Genomic DNA, 23,805 nt, shown 5'->3' with positions numbered 1-23,805 from the left:
GAACGGGGCCGGGGTTATTGGCCGGTAGAGCTCCCGATCTCTCGTAGAGTTTCCGCGTGGGATCTCTGCGCAATCCGATCGGGCCGCTTCCCTCCTCCATTTACTGGCGGCGGAGGATCGTTGGGCTGGCCCTGTTCGTCGTCATCGTGCTCCTGGTCATCTGGGCCTTCGGCTGGGGTGGTTCGGGCGGTGGCGGAAGTGACGAGGGCAAGGGATCGGGCGGCGGGGGACCCGCGAGCACGATCACCCCGGGGCCCTCCTCATCCGGGCCGGTGAACAGCGAACGGCCGGGCGGGCGCGACGAGTCGGACAACGGCGGCTCGGGCTCCGGCGACTCCGGCGGCAGCGGCGGTGGCTCGGACGACGGCGGTACGGACGCGGGCGGCGGGGGCGGCAGCGGCTCCGGCGGCGCGGGTGGCGCCGGGGGCTCCTCGGGCGGCGGCGCGGGCGGTGGCATCGGCACCGGGACCGGACCGGGTCTGCCCGCCGGGTCGAGCCTGCCGGACTGCCGCCCCGGCGACGCGGAGTTGACGGTGCGCAGCGTCAAGGACTCCAAGGTCAAGAACACCTGGGCACCGGGAGAGAAGCCCACCTTCGAGATCGTCGTGAAGAACACCAAGCCGAACTCCTGCAAGGTCGACTTCGGGCGCGCGGCGGCCTCGCTGACCATCACGGACGCCAAGAACGCCCACGTCTGGGCCTCCGGCGACTGCCCGGAGGGCAGCGCCACCGCGCTGGTCGAGGTGAAGGGCTCCGGCCAGACCAAGCGCACCGTGGAGTGGGACCGCAAGCGCAGCGCCGAGCACTGCGCCACCCCGTCGGGCAGCGCGTCGGCCAAGCCCGGCACCTATCTGGTCGAGGTGAAGGTGGACGGCCTCGGCACGGCCAAGGTGTCGTTCGTCCTCGAGAAGGACTGAGCGGCGGCTACGAGGACTGCGGCGCGGCGACAGCCATATAACACCTCGCAGAGGCGATGGGCTCAGGTGACCGGCAGTTCGTTGTTCTCCCGTCGGGAGGCTGTGCCGAGCAATGTACGTGCGACGTCTTCCAGTGATCCGAGCAGCGGGTTGGGGTCGTCAGCGCGTGTGACGAGCACGACCTCGCAGGGATCGATGTCGATGACGGGCACCAGGGCGATGTCCTCGCGCACCGCAGCGCGTCGATCGCCGGCAGGGAAGATCGCGACACAGTGGCCGGTGGCGATGAGTTCCAGCTTGTCCTCGTAGCTGTCGTCGATCGCGGGCGGGGGTGGTGCCGGGCGGTCGCCGACCGGCTTGGGCGTGCTCCAGACAACCGGAGTGCTGACGCAGGTCACCAGTTCCTCGTCCGATAGAGCCCGCCGGCTGACGGCCTTCTCGTTCGCCAGATGATGACTCGCCGACGTGACGAGTACCCGCGACTCCTCATGGAGCTTGGTCACCCGGAAGCCGTCCGTGGGGAAGGGCAGGGGCCGGTACGCAATGAGGGCGTCGACCCGCCGCTCGGCGAGGGCGAGCGTGTCCCGCCAGTCGAGGTGCCGGGTGCGGACCTGGCCGTCGGGGTGCCGGCGGCGCAGTTCCTGCATACAGGCGGTGATGACCAGTCCTTCGGCGCAGCCGACGGTGACGGTACGGGGCTGGACGGCGGCTCTGGCCGTGCGGGCGGCTTGCTCGGCCTCCTGGAGCAGTATCCGGGCCCTGGGAAGGTATGCCCGACCGGCGTCGGTGAGGCTGGTGCCCTGCGGCGAGCGGTCGAAAAGCCGGACACCGAGCTCAGCCTCCAGCCGCTGGATCTGGCGGCTCAGCGACGGCTGCGCCAGGTGCAGCCTGGTGGCGGCCCGGCCGAAGTTGCCGTACTCGGCCACGACCGTGAAATAGCGCACGAGCCGCAGATCGATGTCCATTCGCCCAGGGTACGTCGCAGGCCGTCATACGCCTGGGACAAGACGGCATACGGAACAGGTCTTGGACAGGGTGTGCGGGTGGATATTTGGCTTGAGGGCATGACCACTTATGACGGCAAGAAGATCGTGATCACGGGCGGAAGCAGCGGTATCGGCCTGACTACGGCCCGGTTGTTCGCGGACGGTGGGGCGCACGTACTGATCACCGGCCGCACCCGATCCACCCTGGACGCCGCGCTGGAGCAGTTGGGGGACAAGGCGGTCGCCGTCCGCAGCGACGCCGCGTCCTTGAAGGACATCAAGGCGCTGGCCGGCACGGTCCAAGAGCGGTTCGGCGCGGTGGACGCGCTGTTCGTCAACGCCGGTGCCACTGCGTCCGCACCGTTCGACTCGACGACGGAGGAGATGTACGACGCGCTGTTCGGCATCAACACCAAGGGCCCGTACTTCACGGTGCAGGCGTTGGCGCCGCTGCTGCGCGAGGGAAGCGGCGTGGTCCTCACCACGTCGGTGGTGAACGTCCTGGGCCTCGACGCGCTCAGTGTCTACTCGGCGAGCAAGGCAGCCCTGCGGTCGATGACGCGCACCCTGGCCCGCGAGCTGCTGCCGCGCAAGGTGCGCGTCAATGCCGTGAGCCCCGGCCCGACCGACACGGGCATCCTGGACCGCTCCTTCCCCGCCGACGTCATCGAGACGATGAAGGACACCTACCGGAGCACCAACCCGATGCAGCGGCTGGGGACGTCCGAGGAAGTGGCCGCCGCGGTGGCGTACTTGGCGTTCGGTGCGACCTTCTCGACGGGAGCGGAGTTCCCCGTCGACGGAGGGGCCACGCAACTCTAGGTGCTCTGACCGCATAGGTTCGCCGGGTCGTTCAGGCCGTTCAGGCCGCGGTGGCGAGGGGGCGTCCGCCCCAGCGGATGCTCTTCTCGCCGCGGATGCGGCGCTGGAACGCCAGCGGTTACGGGGGCGCCGGGGCGTGGCGGCGCCCGGTCGACCGTACGCGGCGGAACGTGGCGGCGCCCCGCGCACGTACGCGCCGGAACGCGCCGACGCCCCGTCGGACCTACGCGCCGCTCCTCAGACGTACCGCTCCAGGATGGACGACTCGGCCAACCGTGACAGGCCCTCGCGGACCGAGCGCGCCCGGGCCTCGCCCACGCCGTCCACCATCTGCAGATCGTCCACGCTCGCCGCCAACAGCTTCTGCAGGCCCCCGAAATGCTCCACCAGCCGCTCGATGATGGCGCCCGGAAGCCGCGGCACCTTCGCCAGCAGCCGGAAACCGCGTGGCGAGACCGCCGAGTCGAGGGTCTCGGGCGAGCCGGTGTACCCCAGCGCCCGGGCCACGATGGGCAGTTCGAGCAGCTCGGTGTGGGTCAGCCGGTCCAGCTCGGCGAGCGCGTCGGCCACCGTACGGGTGCGCTTGGCGGTCGGCTCGGGGACGTAGTCACGCACCACCAGCTCACGCTCGGGCTCGACACCCGCGATCAGCTCGTCGAGCTGGAGGGAGAGCAGCCGGCCGTCGGTGCCCAGCTCGACCACGTACTCCGCGATCTCGGTGGCGATGCGCCGGACCATCTCCAGCCGCTGTGCGACCGCGCTCACATCCCGGACGGTGACCAGGTCCTCGATCTCCAGGGCCGAGAGCGTGCCCGCGACCTCGTCGAGGCGGAGCTTGTACCGCTCCAGGGTGGCCAGCGCCTGGTTGGCGCGGGAGAGGATCGCCGCCGAGTCCTCCAGGACCCGCCGCTGGCCGTCCACATACAGCGCGATCAGCCGCATCGACTGGCTGACGGAGACCACCGGGAACCCGGTCTGGATGGAGACGCGCTGCGCGGTGCGGTGCCGGGTGCCGGTCTCCTCGGTGGCGATCGCCGCGTCCGGAACCAGCTGCACCCCCGCCCGCACGATCTTGGTGATGTCCTTGTCGAGAACCAGCGCGCCGTCCAGCTTGCACAGCTCGCGCAGCCGGGTCGCGGTGAACTCGACGTCGATGACGAAGCCGCCGGTGCACAGCGACTCGACGGTCTTGTCGGTGCCGAGCACGATCAGCCCGCCGGTGTTTCCCCGGAGGACGCGCTCGAGGCCGTCGCGCAACGCCGTGCCGGGCGCGACCGCGCTCAGGGAGGCACGCATCAGACCGTCGACCTTGCCGGGTGCCGTTGCCCGGTCGCCTGCTGCCACTGCACTCCTCCGTCGCAAGGTCTGTCGGTGCCGCGAGTCGCCCTGCCATGCCGGTGTGCGAGGCCACGTATGGGCGAGACCAGGGCAAAGTCTACCGGCGGCCACCGGCCTCCCGTGGGGTCTCCCGGCGTACGCCCGTAGGTGTGAAACGGAGTACGGCTCTCCCTGTGCCGCGCACCACCCGGCTCACCGCCCCCTTGCGTACCCCCTCACCAGCACACACCGCAGCCCACGGCCTATCACCTCAGCCGCGGTCCTCCGCGTCCGCCCGCGTCTTTTCGCCCCGCTCGCGGCGCCGCGGCAGCACCCGCAGCGCGTCCCCGATGTCCGCGACCTCCAGCACCCGCATCCCGTCCGGGGTCCGGCCCGGGTCGCTCGGCACCAGGGCGTGGGTGAAGCCGAGGCGGGCCGCCTCCGACAGCCGCCGTTGCACTCCGGTGACCCGCCGGACCTCGCCCGCGAGACCCACCTCGCCGATCGCCACCAGGTTCTTGGGCAGCGGGGTGTCACTGGCGGCGCTGGCCAGCGCGAGCGCCACCGCGAGGTCCGCGGCGGGCTCGGACAGCTTCACCCCGCCCACCGTGGCGCTGTAGATATCCCGCTTGCCCAGCGCGCTGATCCGGCCGCGCTGCTCCAGAACGGCGAGCATCATCGAGACCCGGGAGGTCTCCAGACCGGAGGTGGTGCGGCGCGGGGAGGGGATCTGGGAGTCGACCGTGAGCGCCTGCACCTCGGCCACCAGCGGCCGGCGGCCCTCCAGGGTGACCGTCAGACAGGTGCCCGGCACCGGCTCGTCGCGGCGGGTGAGGAACAGCCCGGAGGGGTCGGCGAGCCCGGTGATGCCCTCGTCGTGCAGCTCGAAGCAGCCGACCTCGTCCGTCGCCCCGTAGCGGTTCTTCACCCCGCGGACCAGCCGCAGCCGGGCGTGCCGGTCGCCCTCGAACTGCAGGACCACATCGACCAGATGCTCCAGCAGCCGGGGCCCCGCGATGGCGCCGTCCTTGGTGACATGGCCCACCAGCAGCGTGGACATACCGCGCTCCTTGGACGCGCGGATGAGCGCCCCGGCCACCTCGCGCACCTGCGCCATCCCGCCCGGCGCGCCGTCGATCTCGGGCGAGGCGACGGTCTGCACCGAGTCCAGGACGAGCAGCGAGGGCTTGACCGAGTCGAGATGGCCGAGGACCGCGGACAGGTCGGTCTCGGCGGCGAGGTAGAGATGCTCGCTCAGCGCGCCGATGCGGTCGGCGCGCAGCCGCACCTGACTCGCCGACTCCTCACCGGTGATGTAGAGCGTGCGGTGCTCCTCGGAGGCGGCCTTGGCCGCCACGTCCAGCAGCAGCGTGGACTTGCCGACCCCGGGCTCCCCGGCGAGCAGCACGACCGCGCCGGGGACCAGCCCGCCGCCGAGCACCCGGTCCAGCTCGTCCACGCCCGTGCCCCGCGCGGTGGCCTGACGGCCGTCGACCTGGCCGATGGGCAGGGCGGCCGAGGTGACCCGGCCGGGCGCGGTGGTGCGCACCGCGGGCGTGCCGTACTCCTCGACCGTGCCCCACGCCTGGCACTCCGGGCAGCGGCCGAGCCACTTGGCGGTGGTCCAGCCGCACTCCGTACAGCGGTAGGAGGGGCGGTCCTTGGCGGATGAGCGGGAGGAGCTACGGGCAGCCATGCCGTAACGCTAGCGTCGGCCACCGACAGAGCCGAACGGCGGTGGTGACGGCCCCTTCACGGGCCCCGGCACGGGCCCTTTTCCGGCCCCCCCACCCGCCCTTCCCCGGCCCCCGCACCGGCCCCTCATCGGCCTCGCCGGAGGGCGCCAGGCGCATAGCAGGTTACGGCCACCGGAGGGGGACACCTGTCCCCTTATGAGGGAGATGGTCACCCGTAAGGGTTAAAACAGCGCAAGTGGCGCGAGGAAGTCTGCATCATCCGCCTACCGTCGCCGGGTGATGAGCAGCAGGTCCGAGCACTCGACACAGACCACCGGCGCACAGCGGGTGCGGCGCCGTGCGCCCAGCTCCACCACCACCCGCCCCCAGCGCCCTCCCGAACGCTACGAGCCGTATCTCGACGGCCTGTTCACCTACTGCCTGTCGGCGCTGTGCGAGCACGACGCGGCGGCCGTCGCGGTGGGCGACGTGCTGGCGGTGGCCGAGCGCCGCTCCGGCCGGGGGCGGGGCCGGGTCACCGCGGAGGGCGAGCTGTCCCGCCCCTGGCTCTACGCGGTCGCCCGCTGGGCCTGTCTGCGCAAGCTGGCCGAGCGCCGCGGCCGTACGGGGACGGACACCCCGGGCGACGGCGCCGGGGCCGAACTGCCCGAGCCCATCGCCGCCCAGCGCCGTCGCGAACTGGCCGCGCTGGCCTGGCCGGAGGCCGCCGGGACCACCGCCGAGCAGCGCGAGGCGCTCGAGCTCGCGGTGCGCCATCGGCTGGGCCCCTCCGAGGTGGCCGCCGTGCTCGGCAAGGACCAGGAGGAGACCCGCGCCCTGCTCTCCAGCGCCGCCTGCGAGGTGGAGCGCACCCGCGCCGCCCTCGCCGTCGTCGAGCTGGGCCACTGCCCGGTCGTCGCGCGGCTCGCGGGCGACACCCAGGTGCTGCTCTCCGCCGCCCTCCGCCGCGAGCTGGTGCGCCATGTGGACGACTGCCGCGAGTGCCGCCGGATGGCCGAGCGGGCCACGGCCGACGGACCCTGGCCCGGTACGGCGGCCGCGCCCGCCGCGCTGCCGGTGGTGGAGGGCCCCCGCGCCGCCGTGCACGCCGCGCTGCTGAGCGCGCTCAGCGGACGCCCCGCCCGCGCGGGCGCCGGGCCCCGGTTCGACCGGCGCGGCTTCCCGCTGGAGCCCCAGGACCGGGCCGCCCGCCGCAGCCGGATGCGCAGCCGCGCGCTGACGACGACGGTGGTGGCGGCGGTCGTCGCGGCCCCGGTGCTCGCGCTGTGGGCCGCCTACCGGGGCGCCCCGCTCGCCGGTGACGAGCGCGACACGGACTCGGTGGCCGCCGCCGAGGTGGACGGCACCGACCAGGCCCCGGCCGGTCAGGACCGGCCCGCCCGTCGCTCGTACGAGCGCGGCGGCAGCGCGCAGGACCGTTCCGGCACGCAGATCGGCTCCGGCCCGCGGAGCGCCAAGGCGGGCCGCGGGGCGTCGGATGTGTCGGTCGAGGTCATCGGCGTGGACGGCGCGGTGGAGCGGCCGGGGCACAAGGGCAAGGGCGGCGAAGCGTCCCGCCCGGACGGCTCTCCGGCCGGTGGCGGCCGCCCCGGAGACGGCTCAGGACCATCGCGGCCCGCCCCCGGCCCGGGACGGCTCACGGTCACGGCACACCCCGAGGGCGAGGTGACGGTCATCACGCTCACCGCGTCCGGCGGCTCACCGGTGCACTGGTCGGCCTCCGCCGGGGCGTCCTGGCTCCGGCTGAACCACACGGGCGGGGTGCTGCGGCCCGGCGACTCCACGACCATCACGGTCTCGGTGGACCACGGCCGGGAGCCGGCCGGTCACTGGAGCGCACGGGTCTCGGTGGACCCGGCGGGCGCGGTGGTGCTGATCGAGGGCCGGGGCGCGTCCCCGGAGCCCACCCCCACCCCCACGGACCCCTCCGGCAACCCGACGCCGACCCCGACCGACCCGTCCCCTACGCCCTCCGGCCCAGCCGCCGCGAAGCGCTGACGCGAGGCCCGGACACGTCAGCCGCCGGGCGGTCCCGGAGGCGCCGACCGGCGGGGAGCCAATCCAGCCTCTCCGGCGTTTGAGGAGCGGGGTCCTGGGGCGGAGCCCCGGCCGGGGCCTGGCCCCGGATTCGGAAAGGGGCGGGGAGGGGAAAGATCCGCCGGACACCCCGTAAATCGCCCGTGTCAGCCCGTCGGGGCCGCCGGATCCGCCGGATGCGGGGCCACCATCGGCAGCGAGGACGCCAGGCGCTGCTCGCACAGCTCGGCCAGCCGGTCGTATCCGGGCTTGCCCATCAGCTCCGTGAGCTCCGGCCGGTACGACCGGAACACCGGCTCCCCGGCCCCGTGCGCCGAGGTGGCCGACGTGCACCACCAGTGCAGATCGTGGCCGCCCGGCCCCCAGCCGCGCCGGTCGTACTCGGCGATGGTGACCCGCAGCACGCGGGTGTCGTCCGGCCGGTCGATCCAGTCGTAGGACCGGCGCACCGGTAGCTGCCAGCACACGTCCGGCTTGGTCTCCAGCGGCTCGCGCCCCTCCCGCAGCGCCAGAATGTGCAGGGCGCAGCCCGCTCCGCCTGCGAACCCCGGCCGGTTCTGGAAGATGCACGAGCCCTTGTGGCGCCGGGTCTGCCGCTCGCCGTCGTCGTCCTCCTGCACCCACCCCGAGGCGTGCCCCACGTCGTGGAACTGCCAGATCTCCGGGGTCAGCCGGGCCATATGGCGGCCGACCCGCTCCTCGTCCTCCTCGTCGGAGAAGTGCGCGCCCAGCGTGCAGCAGCCATCGCTGGCCCGCCCCGCCTGGATGCCCTGGCAGCCCTGGCCGAAGATGCAGGTCCACCGGGAGGTCAGCCAGGTCAGATCGCATCGGAAGAACTGCTCGTCGTCGGCCGGATCGGGGAATTCGACCCATGCGCGGGCGAAGTCCAGACCGACCTCGTCCTCGGCGGCCGCGGCGGCCTCGGCCCCGGACGGCGTCGGCTCCTCGGCCGCCCACTCCGGGGCGGTCTTCCGGCTTTTGCCCTGCTTCGCCTTTTTCGTCTTTGCCACGGTGCAAGGGTAGGCCCCTCGGCCAAAAGCCGGAGGTGGGGACCGCACACGGCCCGGCGGCGCGGCCCGGGTCCGGGATCGGCCGCCGATCGGCCGCCCGGGCGCGCGATCGTGGGGGACCTGTGCATGACACCGAGGGGGGAGCAGTAGCGTTCACGTTATGAGACTCGGTGTCCTCGACGTGGGTTCGAATACGGTTCATCTGCTTGTGATGGACGCCCACCCCGGCGCGCGCCCGCTGCCCGCGCATTCGCACAAGGCCGAGCTGCGGCTGGCCGAACTCCTCGACGGCGCCGGGGCCATCGGCCCCGAAGGCGTCGACCGCCTGATCGCGGTGGTCAAGGAGGCGCTGGAGGCGGCCGAGGACAAGGGCGTCGAGGACGTCCTGCCGTTCGCGACCTCCGCCGTCCGTGAGGCGACCAACGCCGATGAGGTCCTGGCCCGGGTCGCCGAGGCGACCGGCGTGCGGCTCCAGGTGCTCAGCGGCGCGGACGAGGCGCGGCTCACCTTTCTGGCCGCCCGCCGCTGGTTCGGCTGGTCCGCGGGGAAGCTGCTGGTCCTGGACATCGGCGGCGGTTCGCTGGAGATCGCGTACGGCATGGACGAGGAGCCCGACACGGCGGTCTCGCTGCCGCTGGGGGCCGGCCGGCTGACCGGTTCCTGGCTGCTCGGCGACCCGCCCGACGCGGCGGAGGTACGGGCCCTGCGGCGCCATGTGCGGGCCGAGATCGCCCGGACCGTCGGCGACTTCAGCCGTCATGGGGCGCCGGACCATGTGGTGGCCACCTCCAAGACCTTCAAGCAGCTCGCCAGGATCACCGGCGCCGCGCGCTCCGCCGACGGGCCGTACGTGGAGCGCCGCCTCACCCGCCGGGCGCTGGTGGAGTGGGTGCCGAAACTGGCCGCCATGACCACCGAGGAACGGGCCGGGCTGCCCGGGGTCTCCGAGGGCCGGGCCGGGCAGCTTCCGGCCGGGGCGCTGGTGGCGGAGGCCGCGCTGGATCTGTTCGGCGTGGAGCAGCTTGAGATCTGCCCGTGGGCGCTGCGCGAGGGCGTCATCCTGCGCCGCCTGGACCACCTGCCCACGTGACCACACAGCGTCACCGGGGCCGGGGGCGGCGGTGGCCGGGCTGGAAAGCGGCGACGGCCGGGCGGGAAAGCCCCGGCGGCCGGGCTGGAAAGCGTCGGTGACTGGGCTGGAAAGCCCTGGTGGCCGAGCCGGAAAGCGGCGGTGGCCGGGCCGGAAAGCCCTGGTGGCCAGGCCGGAGGGCGGCGGTGGCCGGGCTGGAAAGCGGCGGTGGTTCAGCCGCAAGCGCCGCCGCGGTTCGGCTGCGGAGAGCAGCCGCCGTACGCTGTCCTTCGTGACAGAGCCAGTGGTGCGCATCCCGGATGCGAAGGTCGCGCTGTCCACAGCCTCGGTCTATCCGGAGTCGACGGCGACGGCCTTCGAGATCGCGGCACGGCTGGGCTATGACGGCGTCGAGGTCATGGTGTGGACCGATCCGGTCAGCCAGGACATCGAGGCGCTGCGTCGGCTCTCGGACTACCACCAGGTGCCGATCCTCGCCGTGCACGCTCCCTGTCTGCTGATCACCCAGCGGGTCTGGTCGACCGACCCCTGGGTCAAGCTGCAGCGGGCGAGAACGGCCGCCGAGAAGCTCGACGCGTCCACCGTCGTGGTCCACCCGCCGTTTCGATGGCAGCGGTCCTACGCCCGCGAGTTCGTCAGCGGAATCTGGCGGATGGCCGATGAGACCGATGTGCGGTTCGCGGTCGAGAACATGTACCCGTGGCGCTATCGCGATCGCGAGATGCTGGCGTACGCCCCGGGCTGGGACGTCACCCAGGACGACTACCGCCACTTCACCATCGATCTGTCGCACACGGCCACCGCCCGTACGGACGCGATGGAGATGGTGGACCGCATGGGCGACCGGCTGGCCCATCTCCACCTCGCCGACGGCCAGGGCTCCAACAAGGACGAGCACCTGGTGCCGGGGCGCGGCAGCCAGCCCTGCGCCGAGCTGCTGGAACGGCTCGCGGCCACCGGTTTCGACGGCAATGTGGTCGTCGAGGTCAACACCCGGCGGGCCATGTCCACCGCCGAGCGCGAGGCCGACCTGGCGGAGGCCCTGGCGTTCACCCGGCTGCATCTGGCCTCGCCGACCTCGGCCACCCCGCAGAGCAGGACGGTGCCCGGTTCATGACCCCCGCCTCGTCCGGGCCCGCCACGGGCCCGCGCAAGCGTGGCCGCCCGGCCCGTACGAGCGCCTCCGACGGCCCCGGCGCCCGCGACCGGATCCTGGCCGCGGCGCGCAACGAGTTCGCCGAGCGCGGCTACGACAAGACCTCGATCCGTGGCATCGCCAAGGCCGCGGAGGTGGACCCGGCGCTGGTCCACCACTACTTCGGCACCAAGGAGCAGGTCTTCGAGGCGGCCATCGAGCTGATCTTCGCGCCCGCCATGGCCGCCCCGGACGCGGTGCACGGCAGCCGGGAGGGCGCGGGCGAGCGGATGGCCCGCTTCATGTTCGGCATCTGGGAGAACCCCGTCAGCCGGCTGCCGCTGCTCGCCGTGATGCGCTCGGCGCTGACCAACGAGACCGCCTCCGTGGTGCTGCGCGGCATGATCGAGCGCCGGGTGCTGCTGCGGATGGCGGGTGAGCTGGACGTCCCGAACCCCGAGTTCCGGGCCCAGCTCGCGGCCGGGCACCTCATCGGGATCGCGATGCTGCGGTATGTGATCCGGATGGAGCCGATGGCCTCGGCCGAGGTCGACGACATCGTGGCCATGGTGGGGCCCACCCTGCAGCGCTATCTGACCGAAAGCTGATCGCGGACCGGCCAACCCTGACGGCCCGGCGCTGACCGAGCGCTGATCGGCCTGTGCCACACAGTGACCCCACCGTCTCTGGATCCGGACGGACCATCCGGATCCATGGACACAGGCGTAGGCTCAGAAGACTCCGATCCGATTCGCCGCGCGTCCCATTCGCTGGACGCACGTATCACGAGGGAGCCGAGCACCGTGCCCGAGCTGAGGTCTCGCACCGTCACCCATGGCCGCAACATGGCGGGCGCCCGCGCCCTTATGCAGGCGTCCGGCGTAGCGCGCGAGGACTTCGGCAAGCCGATCATCGCCGTGGCCAACAGCTTCACCGAGTTCGTGCCCGGCCACACCCACCTCCAGCCGGTCGGCCGGATCGTCAGCGAGGCGATCCACGCGGCGGGTGGCATTCCGCGCGAGTTCAACACCATCGCCGTGGACGACGGCATCGCCATGGGCCACGGCGGGATGCTCTACAGCCTCCCCTCCCGCGACCTGATCGCCGACTCCGTGGAGTACATGGTCGAGGCGCACTGCGCCGACGCGCTGATCTGCATCTCCAACTGCGACAAGATCACGCCCGGGATGCTGATGGCCGCGATGCGGCTCAACATCCCGACCGTCTTCGTCTCCGGCGGCCCCATGGAGGCCGGCCGGGCCACGCTCGTCGACGGCACCGTCCGCAAGCTGGACCTGATCAACGCGATCTCGGACGCGGTCAACGAGAACGTCTCGGACGAGGACATCCTCCGTATCGAGAACAACGCCTGCCCGACCTGCGGCTCCTGTTCCGGCATGTTCACCGCCAACTCGATGAACTGCCTGACCGAGGTGATGGGCCTCTCCTTGCCGGGCAACGGGTCGGTGCTGGCCACCCACACCGCCCGCAAGGCGCTCTACGAGACCGCCGGCCGTACGGTCGTGGACATCACCAAGCGCCACTACGAGCAGGACGACGAGACCGTTCTGCCGCGCTCCATCGGCACCCGCGCCGCCTTCGACAACGCCATGGCGCTCGACATCGCCATGGGCGGCTCGACCAACACGATCCTGCACCTCCTGGCCGCCGCCCAGGAGGCCGGTCTCGACTACGACCTCAACGACATCAACGAGGTCTCCCGCCGGGTGCCCTGCCTGGCCAAGGTCGCCCCGAACGTGGCCCCCGGCGGCACGTACTACATGGAGGACGTGCACCGCGCGGGCGGCATCCCGGCGATCCTCGGCGAGCTGTTCCGCGCCGGGCTGCTGAACGAGGACGTCCACTCCGTACACAGCTCCTCGCTCGCCGACTGGCTCAAGACCTGGGACGTGCGCGGCGGTTCGCCGTCCGCCGAGGCCGTCGAGCTGTGGCACGCGGCCCCCGGCTGCAAGCGCTCCGCCACCGCCTTCTCGCAGTCCGAGCGCTGGGACACGCTGGACACGGACGCCACCGGCGGCTGCATCCGCGACCTGGAGCACGCCTACTCCCAGGACGGCGGGCTGGCCGTCCTCAAGGGCAATCTGGCCGTCGACGGCTGCGTGGTGAAGACCGCGGGCGTGGACGAGTCGATCTGGACCTTCGAGGGCCCCGCCGTGGTCTGCGAATCCCAGGAGGAGGCCGTCGAGCGGATCCTGGGCAAGCAGGTCAAGGAGGGCGACGTCGTCGTCATCCGCTACGAGGGCCCCAAGGGCGGCCCCGGTATGCAGGAGATGCTCTACCCCACCTCCTTCCTCAAGGGCCGGGGCCTGGGCAAGGCATGCGCGCTGGTCACCGACGGCCGCTTCTCCGGCGGCACCTCGGGCCTGTCCATCGGCCACGCCTCGCCCGAGGCGGCGTCCGGCGGCACCATCGCCCTGGTCCAGGACGGCGACCGGATCCGCATCGACATCCCCGGCCGCACCATCGAACTCCTGGTGAGCGAGGAGGAGCTGGCGGCCCGCCGCGAGGCGCTCGGCGGTGTCTACGCCCCGAAGAACCGCGAGCGCAAGGTGTCCACCGCACTGCGCGCCTACGCGGCGATGGCCACCAGCGCGGACAAGGGCGCGGTCCGCGACATCAGCCGCCTCGGCTGACGTCGGTCCCGGCCGCCTCCACGGTGTCGTATCCGTAGACCGTAGTGAGGGCGTCACCGCTCAGCGTCAGCTCGGCGGGGACGCCACCGGGGTCCGTACGCGCCTTGCCCCGCCACAGCACCCGGCCGTCCCCGCGGTCCAGCGCGACCGTACGGCCCGCGGCGGTGGCCAGATACAGGGCGTTCCGGCGCCCGGACACGACGGGTGAGCCCAGCCACTCCACCTCCGTCGCCTCGCTCCACAGCCGCTTTCCGGCCGTGGTGACGGCGGTGACCTCGCCGTTCTGCCGGACGAAGTAGAGCGTGTCGCCCACCAGGGTGGGCCTGGTCTGCTGGGCGGAGAGCCCTCCGGGCAGCTTCACCCGGCGCGCCGGTCCGCCGTCCGGGGAGAGGAACAGCAGATCGGTGTAGTCGAAGCTGTCGTGGTCGCCCTGCTCCAGATAAAGAAGGTCGCCCGAGCGCTCGGCGAGGGATACGCCCGTATCCGGCGTGCCGATCTGCCGGGGCGCTCCCGTGGTGGGGGACAGGGCGTAGAGCCGGCTCGGAGTGTCCGGGTCGCCGCGGTCCTCCATCGGTCTGCAGTCGGCGAGGGGGCGCCCGGCCACCACATCGGGGGAGCAGGTCAGCCCGTGGCCGACCCGGCGCGACCAGAGCGTGCCGCCGGTGCGCGCGTCCACCGCCTGGAAGGTCTCCTGGTCCCAGCTCTGGGTGAGCACGGCGGGGTGGCGGCCCCGCCGGAACACCGCGCCCTGGTCCGCGCCGCCGATGTCGGTCTTCCAGACCCGCTCACCGTCGCTGGTGCGGTAGCCCTCCAGCCGGGCCGTTCCGTCCGAGAGTCCGACGGTGCCCAGGACGAGACCGTCGATCACACCGATCAGCGCGTCCGGCTTCGTCGGCCGGTGCCAGGTCACGCGCCCGCGGGCGTCCAGCCTGGTGAGGGCGATCCCGGAACCGCCGCAGTACAGATCGGTGCCCGAGGCGAGACAGCGACGGCCGCTCAGCCCGTTGACCGTCTGCGGAGTGCCTTCGAGGCGGGTCACGACGTCGTCGTCGCCGGGCTCGGTGAGCGTGCGTTGCCAGGGGCGCCATCCGGACGGGAGCGAGGCGTCCGGCGACGAGCCGGTGGCGGGGCGGGGGTCCGGCCGGTCGCCGGATCCGGCCTTGAGGACGACGACCGCCCCAACGACTGCGGCAACCAGGCCCGCGGCCGCTCCGGCGGCCACCAGGGCGCGGCGCGGGAGACGGGCGCGGCGGGGCGCGCGGCCGACCTCCGTCGGCACGGCGGCGCCGGTGCCGGCGTGCTCGGAATCGGCCTCACCTGTTCCGTGGTCGTCCGTGCCGACCTCGTCGGGCAGCGTCCGCAACCGCTCCAGCAGCTCGTCAAGACCGGGGCGCGCGGACGGCTCCTTGCTCAGGCAGTCCGCGACCGTGTCGCGCAACGGCCCGGTCACCGCGTCCAGTTCCGGCGGCTCGTGCACCACGTGATAGGCGGTCATATACGGGCTGTCCGCGTCGAACGGGCTCTGGCCGGTCGCCGCGAACACCACCACCGTCGCGAGCGAGAACACATCGGACTCCGGTCCGACCTCCCGCGGATCGCGCAGTTGCTCCGGGGACATGAACGGGGGTGTGCCCATGACCCGGCCCGTCATGGTCAGGGTCTGGTGGTCCGCCGCCCGCGAGATGCCGAAGTCGATGACGCGGGGGCCCTCTTCGGACAGCACGATGTTGGCCGGTTTGAGATCCCGGTGCACCACGCCCGCCCGATGGATGTCCCGCAACGCCTCCACCAGCCCGATCGCCAGCCGCCGCAGCTCGGCGCCGCGCAGCGGACCGTCCGCCGCGACCCGCTCGGCGAGGGTGCGGCCGGGGACGTACGAGGTCGCCATCCACGGCAGTACGGCATGGGGGTCGGCGTCCACGACGGCCGCGGTGAACGCGCCGCTGACCCGCCGGGCGGCCGCGACCTCCTGCCGGAACCGCACCCGGAACTCATCGTCGTCGGCGAACTGCTGATGCACCACCTTCAGGGCCAGCCGCCGCCCCGACTGCGACTGGGCCAGATACACCGTGCCCATCCCGCCGCGGCCGAGCCGCCGTTCGAGTGCGTAGCCTCCGATGGACTCCGGGTCCCCTGCGCGCAGTGCCATTCCTGTTCTTCCCTCACCGACCCACGATCCGGCGGTCAACGTAATCCAGCCCCTCGGGCGTTGTAATCCAGCCCCTCCGGCGGTTGAGGAGCGGGGGCCAGAGGCGGAGCCCCTGGTAGCGGGAAGGGACGGGGAGGCGAAAGCATCGATATGCGGCTCCGCCGCGTGGTCCGCCGGACACCCCGCAGCCCCGGCCCGCCCCGGGCACCGTGTCGTGGCTCACCAGCCGGCCGGATTCCGTCCGTCCACCGCGAACAGCGTGCCGTCCGGGGCCGTCGCGAACACCTTGCCGTCCGCCGCCACCGGCGCGGGCATCAGGTCCAGAAAGCCGCGACCGGCCGCGCCCCCGCGCGAGCGGGTCTCGCCGATCACCTCGCCCCGCTCGGCGTCCACGGCCAGCAGCCGTCCGTCCGCCGCCGAGAAGTACAGCCGGCCGTCCGCCGCCACCAGGGGCGAGGCGTTGGCCACCGAGGTCTCCAGGCGCCAGAGCCGCGCCCGCGCCACACCCTCGCGCCCGGTGTCGACGGCCACCAACCCGCCGTCCGCGCCCAGCACATACACCCGGTCGCCGCTGGTGACGGCACTGGTCGCGGACACCGGCGCGGACAGCGCGACCCGCCGCGCCGTACGCCGCTCCGGGTCGTAGCGGACGACCGCGGTGGTACGGGTCCGGGTGTCCGTCTCGGTCAGCAGCAGCACTCCGCCGGGGCCGCTCCCGGCCGGGGTGAGGTTGCCGCTGAGCGAGGCGTGCCAGCGCGTGTCGCCGCGCACCGTGTCCACCGCCGTGACCAGCGTGTGCGCGCCGTCGCCCGAGGTGGTCACGGCGTACGCCGTGCGGCCGTCGCCGTACGAGAAGAAGACGGGCCGGGCGTGGCCGGGCAGCCGATGGCTCCAACGCTCCTTGTTCGTCGCGCCGTTCACCGCCGTGACCGTGCCGTCCGGCGCGGCCAGCAGCACGGTGTCGCCCGAGGAGTAGACGCCGCCGTCGTAACGGGACACCTCGCGGCTCCAGCGGACGTCGTGGGTCGTAGGGTCGAGCGCCCGCAGCCGCCCGCCGTCCGGGGACACCGTCTGCACCAGACCGCCGGAGAACACGGGAGCGGAGATCGCCTCGCCGTCAGCGGGGCGCCCGGCCGCGGACGGCCGTGACCAGACCACCCGGCCGTCGTCCGGATCGACCCGGGCGGCCTCGATACCGCGCCGGGTGCAGTACAGCGCGCCCGCTCCGTACGAGCAGAACGCGGGCCGCGCCCCCGAGCGCGCCGCCTTTCCGACGTCCAGCCCCGTCGTCCAGGGGCGCCATGCCTCCGCGGTCGCCGCGCTGTTCCGCGGCTGCCGCCCGCCCGACGCGTCCGCGCCACCGAACGGGCGCAGCGCGACGACCGTGCCCGCGCCCAGCAGCACGAGGGCCGCGAGCCCGGACAGGGCCCACCGCCGGACCCCCCGCCGCGGCGCCACCGGCTCGTCGGCCATGGGCTCGTCCGTCACCGACTCAGGCTTGGCCTTCATGTCCTTCATGAGCCGGGGCGCGGGCTCAGCGGCCGCCTTCACATGCGTATCCCTGGCGCCGCCGTCCTGATCCCAGCGCCCGCCCGGCAGGGAGTGCGGCTCCGGCGTCCGCTGCTGCGGCACCAGCGGGACGGGGCCGCGGGGCATCGGCGGATGGGGGCCGCGGACGGCACGCAGGACCGTCATCAGGGCGTCGGGCGTGGGGCGTTCCTCGGGGTTCTTGGCCAGGCACCGCTGGATCAGCGGCAGCAGTTCATCCGGCACCCCCGCCAGATCCGCCTCGTCGTGCACCACCTGGTACGCCACGATGTACGGGCTCTCGGACTCGAACGGTCCCCGCCCGGTGGCCGCGTGCACCAGCAGCGAACCCAGCGCGAAGACATCCGCCGCCGGGCCCACCGCACGCGGCCGCTGGAACTGCTCCGGCGCCATGAACGGCGGAGTGCCGATCAACTGCCCTGTCTCGGTGCGCAGTTCGCTGTCGGACGGCCGCGAGATGCCGAAGTCGATGACCTTCGGGCCGTCCGCCGCGAGCAGCACATTGCTCGGCTTGAGATCGCGGTGCACCACGCCCACCCGGTGGATGTCCCGCAGCGCCTCCGCGAGCCCCGCGGCGAGCTGCACCGTCTCGTCCGGCGGCAACGGGCCGCTCCGCTTGACGTGTTCGGCGATGGTCGGGCCGGGGATGTAGAGGGTGGCCATCCAGGGCCTCGGCGCCTCCGGGTCGGCATCCACCACGGGCGCCGTGAACGCGCCGCTGACCCGCCGGGCGGCCGCCACCTCCTGCCGGAACCGCGCCCGGAACTCGGGGTCTTCGGCATACGCGGCATGGACGACCTTCACCGCGAGACGCCGTCCCGAGGGCGAGCGGGCCAGATGGACCACGCCCATGCCACCCGATCCGAGGCGCGCCTCGAGCCGGTATTGCCCGGCGTATTCCGGATCCTCCGCTTCCGGGCCCGTCCCGGCTCTGTGCACCGGCGGCATGCCCCACCCCCGTGAATTCGGCCGCATTCGCGACTCGGCGAGCCTAGTCGATGACACGTGCGAGCCTTGTTAGCCTCCGCATGTCGTGTCACTTCACACGACATGTGCACAACTTCGGAAAGAAGTTCAACGGGGGAGGGGCCGTCATGGCCATTGAAGAGACCGCAGAAACCGTCGCCACCACCGACACCGCGAACGCCACCGGCACAGCCAACGCCGCCGACACCGCGGACGGCACGGACGCCGTCGGGGTCGCCGCCGGAGCGATCACTTATCCGACCGCGCCCGGCTACCAGGTGAACGTCCGCAGCGGGCCCGGCACCAACCACAGAGTCGTCAAGGTGCTGCCGTACAACACCCGTGTCCCCATCCGCTGTCAGCGGCACGGCGAGAAGGTCTCCGGACCGTACGGCACCACGGACATCTGGGACAGCATCGCCCCGGGCCAGTACGTGTCCGACGCGTATGTGAGGACCGGCAGTGACGGCTTCGTCACCGTGCCCTGCGGCTGACCCACGGCCGGAGCGCAGCCGGCCCCCGGAGCCGCGAGTGCGGCGCCGGGGGCCGGATGACGGAAGGGGGCGTGTCCCCCCGAGCGGGCGTCGTTACGCCGGGACCCGCTCCTCGATGGCGGCGTCACGCTTGACCACCGCGTTGTGCCGCTCGGTCCAGGTGGCCAGCGCCATCTCACAGGCGTGGTCCACATGGCGCAGCCCGGTCAGGTCGAGCTCGACCTCCTGCTCACGGGGCAGCCCCTCCAGCTCGTCCAGCAGCTTGGGCAGTCGCAGGAAGGTCGCGTTACCGCGCACCCGGACGCGCAGGGGCTTGTCGCCGGCACCGGCCCCGGCGTCGTCGTTCTCGCGCCCGCTGACCTCGACATGCACATGCGAGGTCTCCCAGGCCGTCTTGGCCACGGCCATCAGCAGACCGATGATCACGCCCTCGAACATATTGGTGACCACGATCGCGCCGGCGGTGACGACCAGGATGATCGCCTCACCGCGGTGGGTCCGCCACAGCGGCACCAGGTCCTTGGTCGGGATCAGCTTCCAGCCCGAGTACACCAGCACACCGGCGAGCGTCGCCACCGGGATGATGCCCAGGGCCGAGGGGAAGAGCACCGCGAAGATCAGCAGCCACACACCGTGCAGCACCCGCGACGCCTTCGTCTTCGCGCCGGCCTGCACATTGGCCGCGCTCCGCACGATCACCGCGGTCATCGGGAGCGCGCCGAGGACACCGCACACCGCGTTGCCCGCGCCCTGCGCCATGAGCTCCTTGTCGTAGTCGGTGCGGGCACCGTCGTGCAGCCGGTCCACGGCCGCGGCGCTGAACAGGCTCTCGGCCGAGGCGATCAGCGTGAAGGCGAGCACGGTGCCGATGACGCCCACCTCGGCGAGCGCCTGGAACTCACTGCCGCCGGGCGGCTGGATGGCGTCCAGCAGACCCTTGACCTCGACTCGCGCGATCGGCAGGTCGAAGATCACGGTCGAGGCAGTGGCGAGCGCGACGGCCGCCAGCGGAGCGGGCAGCACCTTGGCGCCCTGGCGGAAGCGCGGCCACAGCACCAGTACCGCAATCGTGCCGACGCCCACGGCGAGCGCCTTCAAGGCGTCCCCGGAACCGGCCACGTCCCCGATGAGCTCCGGAATACCGAAGATCTTGTCGAGCCCGCTGGTCGGCGCCTTGGCGTCGGCGAGCGCGTAGAGCTGTCCGGCGATCAGCACCAGACCGATGCCCGCGAGCATGCCCTGCACCACGGCGACGGAGATCGCCCGGAACCAGCGGCCGAGGCCGAACGCGCCCATGGCCAGCTGCAGCAGTCCGGAGATCAGGACGAGGACGCCGAGTGCGGCGACGCCGTATTGCTCCACGGCCTCGTACACCAGCACGGTCAGACCGGCGGCCGGGCCGGAGACCTGCAGGCTGCTGCCCGGCAGGAAGCCGGTGACCAGCCCGCCGACGATGCCGGTGATCAGGCCGAGCTCGGCCGGAACACCCGAGGCCACCGCCACCCCCACGCACAGGGGGACGGCGACGAGGAAGACGACGAGAGAAGCGGTGAAGTCGGCGCGGAATGTTTTGGCGCCGGATGAGCCTGAGGTGCCTCCGGCACCACGGAAACGGTCAAAGAGAGAGTTTCGCATGAGGGTTGCCTCCAGTGCGCCCCGTCACCGGCTCATGGGCAGGCGGGGGCACGGCATAGCGCTACGTCAGTGGGATCGATGGAATCGGTCGCTGGCGGTTGAGATCGCTTGCTGCGAGAAGCGTGAAAGCGTGGAGAAGTGTCCGAGACGAACCGCCGGGCTACGGCGGTGTAGCTCTCAGCAGCGGAAGATCTGGAGGATGACGGGCAGCTCGCCCGATCTCGACACCGGAACGGCTTGGCGTCCGGTGACCGATGTGGAGATGGCGGTACGCGGCACCGGAACACCGGTATCGCAACCGCACACACATCCGTATTTGCCGCTCGGTGTGGGAGCGGTCAGCGGGACCCTTCCGCGGAGCCCCTTGCAGTCTTCTGTTCCGTGATCGCCGTGCGCGGAGACCCATGACTCCGTGGTCGGCCGCGGATCGGCTGAAGCGGTGACGCTGCTCGTTTCGGGATGGATGACCTGCGCGGACGCGCAATCAGCCGCGATGAAGAGGGCAAGCAACACGGCTACCGCCGTTACCAGTGCGTGAGCGGTATGCCGAATGCTCCTCACCATCGCCCCCTTCCCGTACGTATAGACACCGACCCCCATTGTGTCCATGAGACCGTGACCATTTGCAAGTCGATATGTAACCGACTTGTGAACTCGGAGTCATCGAACAGGACTGTTTGGTTCCGGGCGCCCCCATAGGCGCGGGCGCAAAGCGCCCTCCCGGTCACGCCGGATGGCGTGAAAAATTTAATTCATCGAACGACGAATAAGTAATCCATAAGAGCCAGGGGGAATGAGCCACCCGTGGGAAGATTGGCGGAGACCACACATGCAGCACAGCACGACCCGCTCAGGTATGAGGAGAGCCGCACTATGACGGAGAAGGTCGCCGTGCTCGGCACGGGAAAGATTGGCGAAGCCCTTCTCAGCGGAATGATCCGAGGTGGCTGGTCACCGTCCGACCTCCTGGTCACGGCCCGCCGCCCCGAGCGCGCCGAGGAGCTCCGCTCGCGCCACGGCGTCGAGGCCGTCTCCAACGCCGAGGCCGCCAAGTCCGCCGACACCCTCATCCTCACCGTCAAACCGCAGGACATGGGCGCCCTGCTCGATGAGCTCGCCCCACACGTCCCCGCCGACCGGCTGGTCATCTCCGGCGCCGCCGGCATCCCCACCTCCTTCTTCGAGGCGCGCCTGGCCGCCGGCACCCCGGTCGTCCGTGTGATGACCAACACCCCCGCACTGGTCGACGAGGCCATGTCCGTCATCTCGGCGGGCAGCCACGCCACCGAGGAGCACCTCACCCACACCGAGGCGATCTTCGGCGGCGTCGGCAAGACGCTGCGCGTCCCCGAGTCCCAGCAGGACGCCGCGACCGCCCTCTCCGGCTCCGGCCCGGCGTACTTCTACTTCCTCGTCGAGGCCATGACCGACGCGGGCATCCTGCTGGGCCTGCCCCGCGACAAGGCCCATGACCTGATCGTCCAGGCGGCCATCGGCGCCGCGGTGATGCTGCGCGACAGCGATCAGCACCCGGTCAAGCTGCGGGAGGCCGTGACCTCCCCGGCGGGCACCACGATCAACGCCATCCGCGAGCTCGAGAGCCACGGGGTGCGCGCCGCGCTGATCGCCGCGCTGGAGGCGGCCCGCGACCGCAGCCGCGAGCTCGCCTCCGGCAACGGCTGACGCCGACCAGCCGCTTTGCTCAGGCGGGCGGCAGCAGTCCGACCGCCGCATACGCCTCGTCCACCCGGGGCCGGGCCAGCCCGCGCGCCCGCTCGGCCCCGGCCCGCAGCACCCCGTCCATATAAGAGGAGTCGGCGCACAGCTCCGCGTGCCGGGCCTGAAGGGGCCGCAGCAGCTCCAGCACCGCCTCCGCCGTGGCCCGCTTCAGCGCCCCGTACGAGCTGAACTCCTCGGCCAGCACCTCCGGCTTTCCATCGGTGCACGAGGCGAGCACATCCAGCAGATTGGCCACCCCCGGCTGCTCCGTCCGGTCGTACCACACCTCGGTTCCGCTGTCCGTGACGGCCCGCATGATCTTCTTCCGCACCGCGTCCGGTTCGTCGAGCAGATAGACGATGCCCGAGGTCTCCGCATGCGACTTCCCCATCTTCGAGGTGGGGTCCTGTAGATCCATCACCCGCGCCGAGACCCGCGGATGCGTGGCCCGGGGCACCGTGAAGACCGGTCCGTACCGCTGGTTGAACCGCTGCGCCAGGTCCCGGGCCAGCTCGACATGTTGTGTCTGGTCCTCGCCGACGGGGACCTCATGCGTGCCATAGACGAGGATGTCGGCCGCCATCAGCGCCGGATAGGTGAGCAGCGACAGCCGTACGCTCCGCCCCCTTGCCTGTTCCCGCGCGGCCTTCTCCTTGTACTGGATCATCCGCCGCATCTCGCCGTCGGTGGCCGTGCACTCCATGAGATAGGACAGCCGCGCGTGCTCATCCACCTGGCTCTGGACGAACAGCGTGCACTGCTCGGGGTCGAGCCCCGAGGCCAGCAGCAGCGTGGCGGCCTGCCGGGTGAGCCGCCGCACCCGCGCCGGATCGTGCTCCACCGTGAGCGCGTGCAGATCGACGACGCAGAACAGCGCGTCGGCACGGTGCTGGTCCTCCTGAACCCACCGGCGTACGGCCCCGAGGTAGTTGCCGAGGGTCAGATGCCCGCTCGGTTTGATCCCACTGAAGATCCGGCGCCGTGCCGTCTTCGTCTCTGTCATCTCTCTGCCATCTCCCGCTGTGTCGGGGCCGCCGACCCGGCCGGCCGGGCTTCGCGGGGAGGGAGATACGCGAACGGCCGCCGGAGCGGCGGCCGTGGTTGCGCATGTGTTGATAGAGGCGGCCGCCGTCAGGCGGCCCACCACCGTGGGTGTACACATGCGCTCGTCATGCCCTAGACGGTACGCCCTGACGGGGCGTCCGGCCATGAGTTTGATGGTCCTCGGGGCGTCGTGTACTGTTCACCGAGTTGCCACGGAGCCCTGCGGGGAAACGCGGCAGCCACTCGAGCCGCACCGGCGGCAAACCACTTCTGCACGGTCCCTCATCGGGATGGATTTCGGTATGCCGGAATTCGGATCGGGAAGCTCGATTATGAGCTTCCGGGGGAATCCGCTAAAGTAGTGATCACGCCGGAAGGCGCGAAAGACCCCGCTCCAGCAGGGGGCCGGAAACGGAATTCGGACCGGAAACGGAACGGAAAACGGATCTGGTAAGGTGGAAACACCGAAGGGAAGCGCCCGGAGAGACCGGTGAAACGGTTTCAAAGGAAGCGTCCGTTCCTTGAGAACTCAACAGCGTGCCAAAAGTCAACGCCAGATATGTTGATACCCCGTCCATCTCGGAC

Annotated in this window: 18 protein-coding genes; 9 read left to right on the top strand and 9 right to left on the bottom strand. The window is 71.9% G+C overall.

The window, feature by feature from the left end; all coding sequences use genetic code 11:
* Positions 1–56 precede the first annotated feature (56 nt).
* Positions 57–917 (top strand): hypothetical protein, encoded by an 861-nt coding sequence (locus tag J5X86_RS41710; RefSeq protein WP_208521850.1) that lies wholly within the window; start codon positions 57–59, stop codon positions 915–917.
* Positions 918–979: 62 nt separating this feature from the next.
* On the opposite strand, the gene J5X86_RS41705 is transcribed toward J5X86_RS41710, so the two are convergent.
* Positions 980–1,882, bottom strand: coding sequence for a LysR family transcriptional regulator (locus J5X86_RS41705; RefSeq protein WP_208521849.1), 903 nt, complete (start codon positions 1,880–1,882; stop codon positions 980–982).
* 99 nt (positions 1,883–1,981) lie between these two features.
* Between J5X86_RS41705 and J5X86_RS41700 the strand changes: the two genes are divergently transcribed.
* On the top strand, positions 1,982–2,725 hold the full coding sequence (locus tag J5X86_RS41700; RefSeq protein WP_208521848.1) for an SDR family oxidoreductase: 744 nt from the start codon (positions 1,982–1,984) through the stop codon (positions 2,723–2,725).
* A gap of 237 nt (positions 2,726–2,962) precedes the next feature.
* On the opposite strand, the gene disA is transcribed toward J5X86_RS41700, so the two are convergent.
* A complete protein-coding gene (gene disA, locus J5X86_RS41695; RefSeq protein ID WP_050993876.1) occupies positions 2,963–4,021 on the bottom strand; it encodes a DNA integrity scanning diadenylate cyclase DisA in 1,059 nt (352 codons plus the stop codon).
* A 292-nt stretch (positions 4,022–4,313) separates the two neighbouring features.
* On the bottom strand, positions 4,314–5,738 hold the full coding sequence (gene radA / locus J5X86_RS41690) for a DNA repair protein RadA (protein WP_208521847.1): 1,425 nt from the start codon (positions 5,736–5,738) through the stop codon (positions 4,314–4,316).
* 280 nt (positions 5,739–6,018) lie between these two features.
* Here radA and J5X86_RS41685 point away from each other — a divergent pair, with 280 nt between their 5' ends.
* Positions 6,019–7,737: a sigma-70 family RNA polymerase sigma factor gene (locus J5X86_RS41685; protein WP_208521846.1), complete on the top strand. Its 1,719-nt coding sequence runs from the start codon at positions 6,019–6,021 to the stop codon at positions 7,735–7,737.
* 185 nt (positions 7,738–7,922) lie between these two features.
* Here J5X86_RS41685 and J5X86_RS41680 read toward each other — a convergent pair whose 3' ends face one another.
* Positions 7,923–8,786 (bottom strand): hypothetical protein, encoded by an 864-nt coding sequence (locus J5X86_RS41680; RefSeq protein ID WP_208521845.1) that lies wholly within the window; start codon positions 8,784–8,786, stop codon positions 7,923–7,925.
* A gap of 160 nt (positions 8,787–8,946) precedes the next feature.
* Between J5X86_RS41680 and J5X86_RS41675 the strand changes: the two genes are divergently transcribed.
* The 4 genes from J5X86_RS41675 (at position 8,947) to ilvD (ending at position 13,665) form a co-directional block, all read left to right on the top strand.
* Positions 8,947–9,876, top strand: coding sequence for a Ppx/GppA phosphatase family protein (locus J5X86_RS41675; protein ID WP_208521844.1), 930 nt, complete (start codon positions 8,947–8,949; stop codon positions 9,874–9,876).
* Between the two features lie 271 nt (positions 9,877–10,147).
* Complete coding sequence (locus tag J5X86_RS41670; RefSeq protein ID WP_208521843.1) at positions 10,148–10,993, top strand: sugar phosphate isomerase/epimerase; 846 nt, start codon at positions 10,148–10,150, stop codon at positions 10,991–10,993.
* Positions 10,990–11,619 carry a TetR family transcriptional regulator gene (locus tag J5X86_RS41665; RefSeq protein WP_208521842.1) on the top strand — a complete coding sequence of 210 codons (630 nt, stop codon included), beginning with the start codon at positions 10,990–10,992 and terminating at the stop codon, positions 11,617–11,619. Before J5X86_RS41670 ends, J5X86_RS41665 begins: the two co-directional genes overlap by 4 nt.
* A 195-nt stretch (positions 11,620–11,814) precedes the next feature.
* Entirely contained in the window at positions 11,815–13,665 is a 1,851-nt protein-coding gene (gene ilvD, locus J5X86_RS41660) for a dihydroxy-acid dehydratase (protein WP_208521841.1), read from the top strand.
* On the opposite strand, the gene J5X86_RS41655 is transcribed toward ilvD, so the two are convergent.
* Both J5X86_RS41655 and J5X86_RS41650 read right to left on the bottom strand, forming a co-directional pair.
* Entirely contained in the window at positions 13,649–15,814 is a 2,166-nt protein-coding gene (locus tag J5X86_RS41655; RefSeq protein WP_208521840.1) for a protein kinase, read from the bottom strand. The genes ilvD and J5X86_RS41655 overlap by 17 nt on opposite strands.
* Positions 15,815–16,033: 219 nt before the next feature.
* Entirely contained in the window at positions 16,034–18,310 is a 2,277-nt protein-coding gene (locus J5X86_RS41650) for a serine/threonine-protein kinase (RefSeq protein WP_208521839.1), read from the bottom strand.
* Positions 18,311–18,456: 146 nt separating this feature from the next.
* On the opposite strand from J5X86_RS41650, the gene J5X86_RS41645 reads away from it, so the two are divergent.
* Positions 18,457–18,822, top strand: coding sequence for an SH3 domain-containing protein (locus J5X86_RS41645; RefSeq protein ID WP_208521838.1), 366 nt, complete (start codon positions 18,457–18,459; stop codon positions 18,820–18,822).
* A 93-nt stretch (positions 18,823–18,915) separates the two neighbouring features.
* Here the strand turns inward: J5X86_RS41645 and J5X86_RS41640 are convergent, their stop codons facing one another.
* Entirely contained in the window at positions 18,916–20,457 is a 1,542-nt protein-coding gene (locus J5X86_RS41640) for a SulP family inorganic anion transporter (protein ID WP_208521837.1), read from the bottom strand.
* Between the two features lie 873 nt (positions 20,458–21,330).
* Between J5X86_RS41640 and proC the strand changes: the two genes are divergently transcribed.
* On the top strand, positions 21,331–22,140 hold the full coding sequence (gene proC / locus J5X86_RS41635) for a pyrroline-5-carboxylate reductase (RefSeq protein WP_208521836.1): 810 nt from the start codon (positions 21,331–21,333) through the stop codon (positions 22,138–22,140).
* A 19-nt stretch (positions 22,141–22,159) separates the two neighbouring features.
* Here proC and trpS read toward each other — a convergent pair whose 3' ends face one another.
* Positions 22,160–23,179 (bottom strand): tryptophan--tRNA ligase, encoded by a 1,020-nt coding sequence (gene trpS / locus J5X86_RS41630; RefSeq protein WP_208521835.1) that lies wholly within the window; start codon positions 23,177–23,179, stop codon positions 22,160–22,162.
* Positions 23,180–23,585: 406 nt separating this feature from the next.
* On the bottom strand, positions 23,586–23,805 hold a 220-nt coding region (locus J5X86_RS41625; protein ID WP_208521834.1), incomplete at its 5' end, for a hypothetical protein.

Origin of the sequence: Streptomyces sp. NEAU-YJ-81 (genome assembly GCF_017592595.1) — a bacterium.
GTDB classification, from domain to species: Bacteria; Actinomycetota; Actinomycetes; order Streptomycetales; family Streptomycetaceae; genus Streptomyces; species Streptomyces hygroscopicus_B.
Note: the sequence above shows the minus strand (reverse complement) of the source record. Positions and strands in the feature narration are given on the sequence as shown.

Coding starts and splice junctions, on each gene's coding strand:
- J5X86_RS41650 (WP_208521839.1), bottom strand. CDS start 18,310: ATGCCGCCGGTGCACAGAGCCGGGACGGGCCCGGAAGCGGAGGATCCG.
- J5X86_RS41705 (WP_208521849.1), bottom strand. CDS start 1,882: ATGGACATCGATCTGCGGCTCGTGCGCTATTTCACGGTCGTGGCCGAG.
- trpS (WP_208521835.1), bottom strand. CDS start 23,179: ATGACAGAGACGAAGACGGCACGGCGCCGGATCTTCAGTGGGATCAAA.
- disA (WP_050993876.1), bottom strand. CDS start 4,021: ATGCGTGCCTCCCTGAGCGCGGTCGCGCCCGGCACGGCGTTGCGCGAC.
- J5X86_RS41655 (WP_208521840.1), bottom strand. CDS start 15,814: ATGGCACTGCGCGCAGGGGACCCGGAGTCCATCGGAGGCTACGCACTC.
- J5X86_RS41685 (WP_208521846.1), top strand. CDS start 6,019: ATGAGCAGCAGGTCCGAGCACTCGACACAGACCACCGGCGCACAGCGG.
- radA (WP_208521847.1), bottom strand. CDS start 5,738: ATGGCTGCCCGTAGCTCCTCCCGCTCATCCGCCAAGGACCGCCCCTCC.
- J5X86_RS41700 (WP_208521848.1), top strand. CDS start 1,982: ATGACCACTTATGACGGCAAGAAGATCGTGATCACGGGCGGAAGCAGC.
- J5X86_RS41665 (WP_208521842.1), top strand. CDS start 10,990: ATGACCCCCGCCTCGTCCGGGCCCGCCACGGGCCCGCGCAAGCGTGGC.
- J5X86_RS41640 (WP_208521837.1), bottom strand. CDS start 20,457: ATGCGAAACTCTCTCTTTGACCGTTTCCGTGGTGCCGGAGGCACCTCA.
- J5X86_RS41645 (WP_208521838.1), top strand. CDS start 18,457: ATGGCCATTGAAGAGACCGCAGAAACCGTCGCCACCACCGACACCGCG.
- proC (WP_208521836.1), top strand. CDS start 21,331: ATGACGGAGAAGGTCGCCGTGCTCGGCACGGGAAAGATTGGCGAAGCC.
- J5X86_RS41675 (WP_208521844.1), top strand. CDS start 8,947: ATGAGACTCGGTGTCCTCGACGTGGGTTCGAATACGGTTCATCTGCTT.